Genomic DNA, 11134 nt, shown 5'->3' on the forward strand with positions numbered 1-11134 from the left:
CTTTCTTATGACGTAATGACGCCGATTTCGGCGCCGATGTCGTAGGTGGTTCCCACCTCTCCGGTCCACTGCACGATGCCCGAGGCACCCGCCTCGATTTCCTGCTCCACCTTCTCGGTGGCAATCACATAGATCGGCGTGCCCTCCTCCACGCGCTCGCCGGCGTCGACGAGGAGGCCGGTGAGCTCGGCCTCCGAGACGGCCACCGACACCCGTGGAATGCGAATGACGAAGTCAGCCATGAACTTTGGCCCGGTCTAAGGTTCGCTGGGCCGCGGCGACGATGCGGGCCGGTGACGGGTACACCTGCGCCTCGAGCGCCGCGGCGGCCGGGTTGGGGACGAACCGGGCGGCGACGCGCTCGATGGGCGCGGCCAGCTCCCCGAACAACTCCGACTGCAGGGTCGCGGCGATCTCGGCGCCCGGGCCGGCGAATTGGACGGCGTCGTGCACGACCACGACTCTCCTTGTGCGGCGCGCGGATTCGACGATGGTTTCGACGTCGAGCGGCACCAGCGTGCGAAGGTCGACGACCTCGGCGCTGACGCCCTGTTCTGCCAGCGTGTCCGCCGCCGCGAGCGCGTCGTGCACGGGGCGCCCGTAGGCGATCAGCGTTACGTCGGTGCCGGGCCGCTTGATGTCGGCCTGGCCCAGGGGGATCGAGAACCCGGGTTCGACGGGCACGGGACCCTTCTTGCCCTGCAGCCGGATCGTCTCGACGAACAGGCAGGGGTCCTCGTCGAAGATCGCCGATGTCAGAAGGCCTTTCCCGTCGCGCGGGGTGGACGGCACGATCACCTTCATGCCGGGGACGTGCATGAACCACGCCTCCAGGCTCTGCGAGTGCGTGGCGCCGGTGGCCAACCCGGCGTAGACCTGGGTGCGGATCGTGATCGGCGCCGTCGTCCGCCCGGCCGTCATGAACCGCAATTTCGCGGCGTTGTTGATCAGCTGGTCGGCGGCGATGCCGATGAAGTCCATGATCATGATCTCGGCCACCGGCAGCATCCCGTCGATCGCCGCACCGATCGCGGCGCCGACGATCGCGGCCTCGGAGATGGGCGTGTCCAGCACGCGTTCGTGGCCGTACTTCGTCGACAGTCCCGCCGTCGGTCCCGAGGCGCCGGGATCGGCGATGTCCTCACCGAGCAGGAAGACGCGGTCGTCGGCCGCGAGCGCCTCGTCGAGCGCGAGGTTCAGCGCCTCGCGCATCGTCATCTCTTTGTCGGCCATGCGTTTACACCGGGTACCTGATCGGGGCCGCGTACACGTCGTGGTCGAGTTCGTCGATCGAAGGCGACCCCGCGGCCATGACGGTCGCCAGCGCGTTCTCCACCGCCGTCGACGCCTCCTGGTCGATGCGATCGAGCTCGTCGGCGCCGCAGATGCCGGCTTCGGCGAGGTGGTTGCGGAAACGCGGCACCGGGTCGGCCGCCATGGCCGCGGCCAGTTGCTCCTTGGGGATGTAGGGCATCCGGTCGCCGAAGTAGTGACCGCGGAAGCGGAACGTCACGCACTCGATGAACGTGGGTCCCGCGCCGGCGCGCGCCCGCCGCAGCGCCTCGTCCAGCGCCGATTTCACCGCCAGCGGATCGTTGCCGTCGACGCGCACCCCCGGCATGCCGTAGCCGGCCGCCCGTTCGGCGACGTGCTCGAGCTTCATCGTGTCCGAGGTCGGCGTCATCTCGGCGAACAGGTTGTTCTGGCACACGAACACCAGCGGCAGGTCCCACAGCGCGGCCATGTTGGCGGCCTCGTGGAACGAGCCGGTGTTGGTGGCGCCGTCGCCGAAGCTGACCACCGTCACGCGGTCCAGACCCTTGCGCTTGCCGGCCATCGCCAGCCCCACGGCCACCGGCGGCCCGGCGCCGACGATCCCGGTCGAGAGCATGACGCCCTTGGCAGGGTTGGCGATGTGCATGGTGCCGCCCTTGCCGCGGCTCGCACCGACGGTGCGTCCCATCATCTCCCCGTAGATCTCCTCGAGCGGGACGCCCTTGCCGATCAGGTCGTGCAGCCCGCGGTAGGTCGTCACCAGCTGGTCGTCGGGCCGAAGCGACACCCCCATCGCGGCGGCGATGGCCTCCTGGCCGCGCGACGGCCAGTACACGCACATGAACTCGCCGGTGCCGATGCCCTTGGAAAGCCGGTCGTCGGCCGCCTTCATCAGGACCATGAGTTCGTAGAGGCGACGCTGCACGTCGGTTGCGGATCGACCGTCGCTCACCAAGGCCCCTCCATTTCCGTTGCGCGGCACAGTCTTACGTGCCCGACCACGGCTTGACCTTCAGGAAGCCGCCCCCGTCGACGCGGAGCTGTTGGCCGGTGACGTAGCGCGCCGCGTCCGAGGCGAGGAACAACACGGCCTCGCTGATGTCCTCGGGCTCGACATAGGGGATGGGCATCGCCTGGACCACCGGGAAGACCGGTTCGGCGTCCTCGCGCTTGGGTTCCGACAGGTCCGGCCGGAAGGCGCGGTACATCGGTGCGCTGTGCAGCATGTCGGTGTTGACATTCGTCGGGTGCACCGCGTTCATCCGGATGCTGAAGGGCGCGAGTGCCAAGGCGAAGTCGTGGACATAGTGCGCGGCAGCCAGTTTCGCGAAGGCGTAGCCGGCTCCTCCGGGGCCCCCGGACACGCCGCCGCCGGTGTTCAGCGACGACATGAACGCCGCGTTGGACCCGATCACGATGATCGACGCCCCGGCTTGCAGATGTTTGAGGCTCGCGTGCACCAGGTTGAGCACCCCGAGCAGGTCGACGTCGACGGCATCGGCGAACGCCTGGGGCGGAAGGCCCGCGGTCAGCGGGCAGATGCCGGCGTTGGCCACCACGATGTCGAGACGGCCGAATTCGGCCACGCCCTGATCGATCGCGGCGGCCAGGGCCACTCGGTCGCGCACGTCCGCGATCGCCGTGTGCGCGCGCTGCCCTTCCTTTTCGACCAGCCGCGCCGTCTCGTCGAGATCCTCCGGCCGGGCCAGCGGGTACTCGTTGGTTTCGATGTCGGCGCAGATGTCCACTGCGATGATGTCGGCGCCCTCCGCGGCCAGCAGCCGCGCATGCGAACGCCCCTGCCCGCGCGCGGCCCCGCTGATCAAGGCCACCTTGCCCGTCACCCTGCCCATATCCCGTCCTTCGCCCTAAATCAGCGACCCACGTTGGGGGCCAAAGCTATTCGCTGCCAAAGAATCGGGAAGGCGCGCACGAACCGCAGCGCGGAGCGGGGTCGGACCCATGGTCTGCCCCATCGCATCTCTTCCACGAAAACCGCGCGTGGCCGCAGCCGGGCTGTCGATATCCCTTAGAGTAGCTAGAATACTTAAAATAGCAAGAAAGGCGGCCGCCTTGCCTGGGGTGCTGAGCGGTGTCCGTGTGGTCGAGTTGGCGTCGTGGACGTACGTGCCGTCGGCGGGGGCGGCGCTATCGGACTGGGGCGCCGACGTGATCAAGGTGGAGGGCGTCACCGCGGGGGATCCCGGACGGGCGCTCGTGGTCGGTGGCTTCACCCGCGAAGCGGCCCGCCCGGACGCCGACTTCATCCTCGAGTTGGGCAATCGCGGCAAACGCAGCATCGCCATCGACATCAAGTCCGAGGTCGGCCGCGACCTGTTCGGCCGCTTGTTGGCCAGCGCGGACGTGTTCCTGACCAACTGGCTGCCCGGCGCGCTCGAACGGGCCCGGCTCACCGTCGAGGACGTCCGGGGGTTCAACCCGAAAATCATCATCGCGCGCGGCACCGGGCTCGGGGTCCGCGGTCCGGACCGCGATCGCGGAGGGTTCGACGCCGCCACCTACCTGGCCCGCGGCGGGGTGGCCTACACGCTCACGCCGTTCGGCACCGACACCCCGGCGGTCCAGGGCCCGGCGTTCGGCGACCTGCAGGGTGGTGCGACGCTGGCCGGCGGCGTGTGTGCCGCGCTGTTTCACCGGGAGCGCACCGGCGAACCGACAATTGTCGATTCTTCGCTGCTGGCGCAGGCGATGTGGGCGATCGCGCCGTCGATCTCGGCGGCCGATTTCTTCGACATCGACGGCATCCCGGGCGCCCCGCCCGGGCTGGCCATCAATCCCCTGGTGAACCGGTACAAGACGAAGGACGGCAGGTGGATTCAGCTGGTCTTCCTGCAGCCCGACAAGTTCTGGGCGGGCTTCTGTGAGCGGATGGGCCTGGGCGAGTTGGCCACCGACGAGCGGTTTGTGCCGTCGAACAACCTGATCGCGAATGCGGCCGCGGCGACCGAGATCTTCGCGAACGCGTTCGCGCGCAATGACCTTGCGCACTGGCGAAAGGTGCTCGCGGACGAACCCGGGGTGTGGGGCGCCCTCGCGACGCCGCGGGAGACCCTCAACGACCCGCAGGTGGAACCCAACGGCTACGTGGTGACCAACGTCGACGACCACGGCGAGAAATACCGGATCGTCGCGGCGCCCGTTCAATTCGACGAGACGCCGCCGGCTCCCGCCCGCGCCCCGGAGCACGGGCAGCACACCGAAGAGATCCTGCTCGAGCTCGATGTCGACTGGGACGACATCGCCAGGGCGAAGGACCTCGGGGCCATCCTCTGAAGGGGGCGCGTCACCGGGCTGCGGCGGACTTGCGGGCGGCAGGCGCGATTAGCCGGCCGAAAAATCAACCAGGACAAGCGGGTTGTCGAGGATCGTTGATTCGAATGTCTCGTAGGTGAGGTCGGTCGTCGGCATCGTTGACTCCTTTCGGCTCGGTGTCAAGGGATGACAACTTATACCCAGTGGGGTATATTCCTGGTAGGTCGACCAATACCCCGGCGGGTACCTTGTGGTGACACGGAGAGACGAAAGGATTCAGATGATTGGTGATCAAGACAGCATCGCCGCGGTGCTCAACCGGCTGCGCCGCGCCCAAGGGCAACTGGCCGGGGTGATCTCGATGATCGAGCAGGGACGCGACTGCAAGGACGTCGTCACCCAGCTGGCGGCGGTTTCGCGCGCCCTCGATCGCGCCGGGTTCAAGATCGTCGCGACCGGGTTGAGGGAATGCGTCACGGGTACCACCGCCGACGGCTCCGCGCCGCTGAGCGAGGCCGAGCTGGAGAAGCTTTTCCTGGCGCTCGCCTGAGCGCAATGTGGGACGAATGGAAGGAATCACGATGGACATCGCAATCGCTACGCCGCTGCACACCTCATTTGAGGACGCGGTCGCGCGCACCCGCGAGGCGCTCGCGGCGCAGGGCTTCGGCGTACTCACCGAAATCGACGTGAAGGCCACGATGAAGGCCAAACTCGGCCACGACATGGAGGACTACCTGATCCTCGGCGCCTGCAACCCGCCGCTGGCGCATCGCGCCGTGCAGGCCAATCGCCAGATCGGCCTGCTGCTGCCGTGCAACGTCGTCGTGCGCGCCGACCCGCAGGACGCCGGCACGGTGCTCGTCGAGGCGATGAATCCCGGACTGCTAGTGGAGGTGACCGGTGAGCCGGAACTGCGTCCGGTCGCCGAAGAGGTCGGGGACCGGCTGCGGGCGGCGATCGAGTCGCTCAAGAGCGCTTCGCCGGTGACCGCCGAGTAGGCCGCCATGTCAGACCAACATCATCATCAGGTCCTGCAGGAGCTGCTGCCCCAGCACCGCGAGCTGCGTAAGCAAATCCCCGAGGTGTACAAGGGGTTTGCGGCCCTGAGCGGTGCGGCCCTGGCCGATGGCGCGCTGAGCCACAAGGTCAAAGAGCTGATGGCGCTGGCGATCGGGATCGTCCAGGGCTGCGACGGGTGCATCGCCTCGCACGCCCAGGCGGCCGCCCGTGCGGGCGCCACCCCGGAGGAGGCCGCGGAGGCCATCGGCGTCACCATCCTCATGCACGGCGGGCCGGCCACCATTTACGGCGCTCGCGCCTACACGGCCTTCTGCGAATTCGCCGACGCCGCGCCGGAGGCATGACCCCGCGGCATTAGACGCCCGGACGAATGGCCCGATGTCGTGGGACCAAAGTAATTGGCTGGCAATGATGTGCTGACCTTTGCCGCCGCGAGTCGTAGGTTTAGGCCCGGAGCACACCATGACTGCATTTCTACGCAACAGCGACGCGTTCACGTGGGCGATGGAAACCGATCCGCGGCTGCGATCGACCGTGGTCAGTGTCGTGCTGCTGGATCGGTCACCGGACTGGGACGCGGTGCGCGAACGTTTCGACCTGATCAGCCGCAAACTCCCGATGTTTCGGCAACGGGTCGTGCCCTCGCCGCCCCCGGCCCCGCCCCGCTGGGAATACGCGCCCGATTTCGACCTCGACTACCACGTCCGGCGTGGTGTGGCGCCGGGGGGCGGCACGCTCGACGACGTGCTCGAGATGGCTCGATTGGCCGAGATGCAGGACTTCGACAGGGCCCGCGCGCTCTGGGAGACGACCTTCATCGACGGCCTGGAAAACGGTGGCGCGGCGATGATTTGCAAATTCCACCATGCCCTCACCGACGGGATCGGCGGCGTGCAGATCGCGATGAACCTGTTCAACCTCTCCGAGGACCTGTATGAGCACGAGCCGCTGCCGCCCGAGCCGGAGGCTCCCAGGCCGTCGTGGGTCACCGGCTACCGGGACACCTGGCGCTACGACGCCGGCCTACTCGCGAACGTCGTTGCCGGCGCGGCCAAAGCGGCACCACGGCTCGTCTACGACGGTGTGCGCCGGCCCGTCGCGACGGTTAGATCGGCGACGGCCCTGGCGGGGTCGGTCTATCGGCTGATGCGGCCGATAAGTCGCCCTGGCTCTCCGCTGGTGACCGACCGTGGCCTGATCCGGCATCTCATGGTGCACGAGGTGCCCATGCCGCAACTGCGCGAGGCGGCCCACCGCTGCGGTGGCGCGCTCAACGACGCGTTCGTCTCGGGCGTGGCCGGTGGGCTGCGCCGCTATCACGAGAAGCACGGCGTCGAAATCGGTGACCTGCATCTGACGATGCCGATCAGCCTGCGGACCAAGGCCGACGACATGGGCGGAAACCGGATCACGCTGATGCGTTTCGACGTGCCCGCGGGTGAGGCCGACCCGGCGGCGCGCATCGAGGAAATCCATCAGCGCGCCGCCGCGGTGCGCAACGAGAAATCCGTTCCCTACACGCAGCGGATCGCCGGGGTGCTCAACCTGATGCCCCGCTGGTACATCGGCTCGGTGCTGCGCCATGTCGATTTCGTCACCAGCGACGTGCCCGGGGTGCCGGTGCCGGTTTTCCTCGGCGGCGCACCGGTGCGCGCGCAGTACGCCTTCGGACCGACCATCGGCTCGGCGGTCAACGTCACGCTGCTCACCTACGTCGACAGGTGCGCGTTGGGCATCGACGTCGACACCACTGCCATACCGGATTTCGACGTTTTCTACGACGCCCTGGTGGCCGGCTTCGACGAAGTGCTGGCTCTCGCAGGCTGATTCGTGCTGTCCCGGATCGGTCACAAGCCCATATCGATTCCAGCGCTGCTCTGGCACACCTGCCTTCGATCCACAAATCATGGGCATAGGGCGCCTTTTAGGGGACAAGGCGCGACGATGCGTATCGCACGGGTTCTGTGGCCGCCATGCGGGGTGGCGGATTCCGTTCGGGCGCAACAGGAGGTATCGAAAGCATGATGGCGTACGGCCCGAACTCCGGCGGCATGCTCGACACCGCGCGGGGCATCTTGATCGGACTTCGCCGATGCCCTTCGCACGTGGCTTTGGACGAATTGCACAGTGCCGCATTGCGTCACAAGGTTCCGGTATTCGCCATGGCGTGGGCGCTAGTCCACCTGGCGGGCGACGGCGAGAAGACGCCGAGCTTCACCGACGCGCAGTCCGCCGCTCGCCACGAGTGGGGTTCCCTGTTCACCAAGTCGGCGGCGGTCAGCTGCTGAGCACGGGCTAGGGAATTGGCGCCGGCCGGGGTCCTGGGGGGTACCGCGGCCGTCGCCAGCCATTCACGTGGTCAACGCGTCCATGCGGGCGAGGCGGCCGCCGCGCGCAATGCGGTGAGGATGCGCTGCTCCTTTTCGCGAAAGCGTTGGGTGGGAGCGGGAACCGAGATCGCGACCACGTTGTCGCCGGCGGTGCGCCGCGCGATGGCGGCGGCCGAGATTCCCCGGGTGTGCTCGTCGCGGTCGAAAGCGACACCGGTGCGCCTGATCTCGGCCACCTCGTCACGCAGCGCCTCGGTCACCCCGGGGCCCAACCGGGCGATGAGCGCCTCGGCCTCGGCCGCGTCGAGGGCCGCGAGCGCCGCCTTCCCGTTGGCGCTCGATTCCAGCGGGAATCGGACGCCGACGGCCGAGACCGCGCGCAGCCGGTGCGGCGATTCGATCTGGTCGACGAACCACATCCGCCGGCCCCGCAGTATCGACAGGTCGACCGTTTCGTCGTCGGTGGCGCGCGCCACCCGTTCGATGGTCGGGCGGAAGATCGTCGCGATCTGTTCCCCGTCGGCCCCGCCGAAACCCATCAGGCGGTCGCCGAGCGAAAAGCGCCCCTTTGCATCGACGTTCGCCAAGCCCACCTCCACCAGGCCGACCAGCAGGCGGCGAGCCGTCGACTTGGCCAGCCCGAGTCGCTCGCCGAGGTCGACCAGGCGCAGCCGCCCCGGCTCGGCGGCGATCTCGTCCAGCGCGGCGGCGGCCCGGCGCAGGACCTGGATTCCTTCGTCGCGACCGGTCGGCAAATCTCCCCCTCAGACACTCTTATTTGGCACGCGTCCACTATAGTGATCCGGATCGCGGACGACCAAGACCCGAAATGCGGACCAAAGGAGTTCCCACATGGGCGCGCTACCAGCCGGGCGGCACTTTTTCCGGGGCGATGACGGGTACGAGGCCGCCCGGCGCGGCACGGTGTGGCATGAGCGAGTGCCCGAACGCTATCCCGAGCTGATCGTTCAGGCCGTCGACGCCGCCGAGATCATCGCCGGCATCCGCTACGCCAAGGCGAACGGACACCAGGTCAGCATCGTGTCGGGTGGGCACAGCTTCGCCGCCAGCCATCTGCGCGACGGCGCCGTCCTGCTCGACGTCAGCCGCCTGGATCACGCCACGGTCGACGCCGAAAAGGGCCTCGCCGTCGTCGGTCCGGGCAAGGGGGGCAGCCTGCTCATGGCCGACCTGGAGGAGCAGGGCCTGTTCTTCCCCGGCGGCCACTGCAAGGGCGTCTGCCTCGGCGGCTATCTGCTACAGGGCGGCTACGGCTGGAACAGCCGCATCTTCGGCCCCGCCTGCGAGAGCGTCGTCGGCCTGGACGTCATTACCGCCGACGGCCAGCAGATCCATTGCGACGCAGACAATCACGCCGATCTTTACTGGGCCGCCCGCGGGGCGGGCCCGGGTTTCTTCGGGGTCGTCACGTCGTTCTACCTGAAGCTGTATCCGCGCCCGGCCGTCTGCGGGACCAGCGTCTACGTCTATCCGTGGGACCTCGCCGACGAGGTCTACACCTGGGCCCGCAGCATCAGCGCCGAGGTGGACCGCCGGGTGGAGATGCAGGCCATCGCGACGCGCAGCCTCCCGGAGATGGGAATCGACAGCCCTGCGATCGCCTTCGCGTCCCCGGCGTTCGCCGACTCGGAGGAGGAAGCGCAACAGGCCCTCGCCATCTTCGGCACCTGCCCCGTCGTGGACAAAGCGCTCCTCGCCGTCCCGTACATGCCGAGCGACCTGCCCACCTGGTACACCGCCGTGATGACCCACTATCTGAACGACCACCGCTACACGGCCGACAACATGTGGACCTCCGCGTCCGCCGCGGAGCTGCTGCCGGGCATCCGGACAATCCTGCAAACCATGCCGCCCGCCCCGTCGCACTTCCTCTGGCTGAACTGGGGGCCGTCGCCGCCGCGCCAGGACATGGCCTACAGCGTGGAAGACGAGATCTACCTCGCACTGTACGGCTCGTGGAAGGACGCGGCCGACGACGAGAAGTACGGCGATTGGGCCGGATCCAACATGGCGGCGATGTCGCACCTGGCCACCGGAATCCAGCTGGCCGACGAAAACCTGGGCAACCGGCCGGCGAAGTTCGCCACCGACGAGGCGATGGCGCGCCTGGACAAGGCGCGTGCCGCCTACGACCCCGACGGATTGTTCAACAGTTGGATGGGAAGGCTCTGATGTCCGGCGAGAAGTACCTGGGCTACCGCGGCGACGACGTGAACACGCCGTTCGGCAAGTTCTTCAAGCCCGAAATGGACCCGCTGCCAAAGCATGTCGTCGAGGCGCTCCAGCATGGCCCGCAGGGTGGGATGGCGCTGCTGGCGTTCGACGACGCCGCAACCGTCGCCGAGGAGGGGTACCACCAGACCGAGAACGGCTACGGCATCCTCGAAGACGGCGGCTTTCAGGTTTCGGTGCGCACCGATATGCCCGGGGTCAGCCCCGCGATGTGGGCGTGGTGGTTCGGCTGGCACGGTTGCGACACCCGCCGCTACAAGTTGTGGCACCCGCGGGCGCACCTGTCCGCCGCCTGGAAGGACGGCCAGGACGACCAGCGGTACATCGACCGCTGGTCGATGATCAGTGAGTACATCGGCTCGACAATGCTCAACGGGGCAATTCAATTCGTTGAGCCGACAACCCTGGGCTGCCCGCCCGACAGCGCGGACGCCGTGTCGATCTGCGCTCGGCTGGGCTCGGCCGACGCGCCGGTGGATACGGGATGGTTCATCCATCACATCCGTTCGACACCCGACGGCGCAGAGATGCGATCACGGTTCTGGATGGGCGGAGCGCACATCGCCGTGCGCAACGCGCCGGACATGGCGTCGCGGGCGGTTCGCCCCTTCGCCTCGCGGGTGCTGGGCACCCCGGAGGCGACCGCCCGCAACCTCCTGGTGCACTGTGCGCAGGAGATGAACCACCTGGCGGGCTTTCTGCCCGAGCTCTACGGCGCCTTCGCCGACGAATAGGGCGCGCCGTCGCGAGAGTGCCAGTGGCAACACGTTTCTCGAGCGGCGCGTCGCTGGTTGCACTCTCGCGGCTTGGGCATCAAATCGACGGCGCCGCCGGCTGGTGTGGCGCACCGACCACCACGAATGCCTCGACCGTCGTGGCCTGCTCGAAGCCCTCCACCTCCACCCGCCACTCGTAAAGGCCGGGCTCGAGGGGTATTCCCGCGGGAATGTTGAGCGTGAGCGGCATCCGCACCGACGTGC

Annotated in this window: 13 protein-coding genes and 1 pseudogene; 8 read left to right on the top strand and 6 right to left on the bottom strand. The window is 68.1% G+C overall.

Annotated features, from left to right (window positions below; translation table 11 throughout):
* Positions 1 to 5: 5 nt before the first annotated feature.
* The 4 genes from N415_RS29410 to N415_RS29425 form a co-directional block, all read right to left on the bottom strand.
* Entirely contained in the window at positions 6 to 242 is a 237-nt protein-coding gene (locus tag N415_RS29410; RefSeq protein WP_068189547.1) for a biotin/lipoyl-containing protein, read from the bottom strand.
* Positions 235 to 1233 carry a transketolase C-terminal domain-containing protein gene (locus tag N415_RS29415; RefSeq protein WP_068189550.1) on the bottom strand — a complete coding sequence of 333 codons (999 nt, stop codon included), beginning with the start codon at positions 1231 to 1233 and terminating at the stop codon, positions 235 to 237. The genes N415_RS29410 and N415_RS29415 overlap by 8 nt, the downstream gene beginning before the upstream one ends.
* A gap of 4 nt (positions 1234 to 1237) precedes the next feature.
* Complete coding sequence (locus N415_RS29420) at positions 1238 to 2176, bottom strand: thiamine pyrophosphate-dependent dehydrogenase E1 component subunit alpha (RefSeq protein ID WP_193376528.1); 939 nt, start codon at positions 2174 to 2176, stop codon at positions 1238 to 1240.
* Positions 2177 to 2261: 85 nt separating this feature from the next.
* On the bottom strand, positions 2262 to 3128 hold the full coding sequence (locus tag N415_RS29425) for a mycofactocin-coupled SDR family oxidoreductase (protein WP_068112108.1): 867 nt from the start codon (positions 3126 to 3128) through the stop codon (positions 2262 to 2264).
* A gap of 220 nt (positions 3129 to 3348) precedes the next feature.
* Here N415_RS29425 and N415_RS29430 point away from each other — a divergent pair, with 220 nt between their 5' ends.
* The 6 genes from N415_RS29430 to N415_RS29455 all read left to right on the top strand — a co-directional run bounded on the left by N415_RS29430 (position 3349) and on the right by N415_RS29455 (position 7859).
* On the top strand, positions 3349 to 4569 hold the full coding sequence (locus tag N415_RS29430; protein ID WP_068189553.1) for a CaiB/BaiF CoA-transferase family protein: 1221 nt from the start codon (positions 3349 to 3351) through the stop codon (positions 4567 to 4569).
* 259 nt (positions 4570 to 4828) lie between these two features.
* Positions 4829 to 5098: a metal-sensitive transcriptional regulator gene (locus tag N415_RS29435; RefSeq protein WP_068189556.1), complete on the top strand. Its 270-nt coding sequence runs from the start codon at positions 4829 to 4831 to the stop codon at positions 5096 to 5098.
* A gap of 31 nt (positions 5099 to 5129) precedes the next feature.
* On the top strand, positions 5130 to 5549 hold the full coding sequence (locus N415_RS29440) for a DUF302 domain-containing protein (protein ID WP_068189583.1): 420 nt from the start codon (positions 5130 to 5132) through the stop codon (positions 5547 to 5549).
* Positions 5550 to 5555: 6 nt separating this feature from the next.
* Positions 5556 to 5915 carry a carboxymuconolactone decarboxylase family protein gene (locus tag N415_RS29445; protein WP_068189558.1) on the top strand — a complete coding sequence of 120 codons (360 nt, stop codon included), beginning with the start codon at positions 5556 to 5558 and terminating at the stop codon, positions 5913 to 5915.
* Positions 5916 to 6033: 118 nt separating this feature from the next.
* Positions 6034 to 7398, top strand: a complete 1365-nt coding sequence (locus tag N415_RS29450) for a wax ester/triacylglycerol synthase domain-containing protein (protein WP_068189560.1) — start codon at positions 6034 to 6036, stop codon at positions 7396 to 7398.
* A 146-nt stretch (positions 7399 to 7544) separates the two neighbouring features.
* Positions 7545 to 7859 (top strand): ANTAR domain-containing protein, encoded by a 315-nt coding sequence (locus N415_RS29455; RefSeq protein ID WP_068189563.1) that lies wholly within the window; start codon positions 7545 to 7547, stop codon positions 7857 to 7859.
* A gap of 71 nt (positions 7860 to 7930) precedes the next feature.
* Here N415_RS29455 and N415_RS29460 read toward each other — a convergent pair whose 3' ends face one another.
* Positions 7931 to 8656 (bottom strand): IclR family transcriptional regulator, encoded by a 726-nt coding sequence (locus N415_RS29460; protein WP_068189566.1) that lies wholly within the window; start codon positions 8654 to 8656, stop codon positions 7931 to 7933.
* Positions 8657 to 8753: 97 nt separating this feature from the next.
* Between N415_RS29460 and N415_RS29465 the strand changes: the two genes are divergently transcribed.
* Both N415_RS29465 and N415_RS29470 read left to right on the top strand, forming a co-directional pair.
* On the top strand, positions 8754 to 10094 hold the full coding sequence (locus N415_RS29465) for an FAD-binding oxidoreductase (RefSeq protein ID WP_068189568.1): 1341 nt from the start codon (positions 8754 to 8756) through the stop codon (positions 10092 to 10094).
* Positions 10094 to 10888, top strand: a complete 795-nt coding sequence (locus N415_RS29470; protein WP_068189570.1) for a hypothetical protein — start codon at positions 10094 to 10096, stop codon at positions 10886 to 10888. The genes N415_RS29465 and N415_RS29470 overlap by 1 nt, the downstream gene beginning before the upstream one ends.
* A 79-nt stretch (positions 10889 to 10967) precedes the next feature.
* Here the strand turns inward: N415_RS29470 and N415_RS33075 are convergent.
* Positions 10968 to 11134 (bottom strand): annotated as a pseudogene (locus N415_RS33075) (hypothetical protein); the annotation flags it as partial.

The sequence above is a fragment of the Mycobacterium sp. UM_CSW genome, assembly GCF_000455205.1.
Taxonomy (GTDB): Bacteria; Actinomycetota; Actinomycetes; order Mycobacteriales; family Mycobacteriaceae; genus Mycobacterium.

What these genes read in the sequence shown, in the direction of transcription:
- N415_RS29445 (WP_068189558.1), top strand. Translation starts at nt 5,556, where the DNA reads ATGTCAGACCAACATCATCATCAGGTCCTGCAGGAGCTGCTGCCCCAG.
- N415_RS29465 (WP_068189568.1), top strand. Translation starts at nt 8,754, where the DNA reads ATGGGCGCGCTACCAGCCGGGCGGCACTTTTTCCGGGGCGATGACGGG.
- N415_RS29415 (WP_068189550.1), bottom strand. Translation starts at nt 1,233, where the DNA reads ATGGCCGACAAAGAGATGACGATGCGCGAGGCGCTGAACCTCGCGCTC.
- N415_RS29450 (WP_068189560.1), top strand. Translation starts at nt 6,034, where the DNA reads ATGACTGCATTTCTACGCAACAGCGACGCGTTCACGTGGGCGATGGAA.
- N415_RS29425 (WP_068112108.1), bottom strand. Translation starts at nt 3,128, where the DNA reads ATGGGCAGGGTGACGGGCAAGGTGGCCTTGATCAGCGGGGCCGCGCGC.
- N415_RS29435 (WP_068189556.1), top strand. Translation starts at nt 4,829, where the DNA reads ATGATTGGTGATCAAGACAGCATCGCCGCGGTGCTCAACCGGCTGCGC.
- N415_RS29440 (WP_068189583.1), top strand. Translation starts at nt 5,130, where the DNA reads ATGGACATCGCAATCGCTACGCCGCTGCACACCTCATTTGAGGACGCG.
- N415_RS29410 (WP_068189547.1), bottom strand. Translation starts at nt 242, where the DNA reads ATGGCTGACTTCGTCATTCGCATTCCACGGGTGTCGGTGGCCGTCTCG.
- N415_RS29455 (WP_068189563.1), top strand. Translation starts at nt 7,545, where the DNA reads ATGCGGGGTGGCGGATTCCGTTCGGGCGCAACAGGAGGTATCGAAAGC.
- N415_RS29470 (WP_068189570.1), top strand. Translation starts at nt 10,094, where the DNA reads ATGTCCGGCGAGAAGTACCTGGGCTACCGCGGCGACGACGTGAACACG.
- N415_RS29420 (WP_193376528.1), bottom strand. Translation starts at nt 2,176, where the DNA reads ATGGTCCTGATGAAGGCGGCCGACGACCGGCTTTCCAAGGGCATCGGC.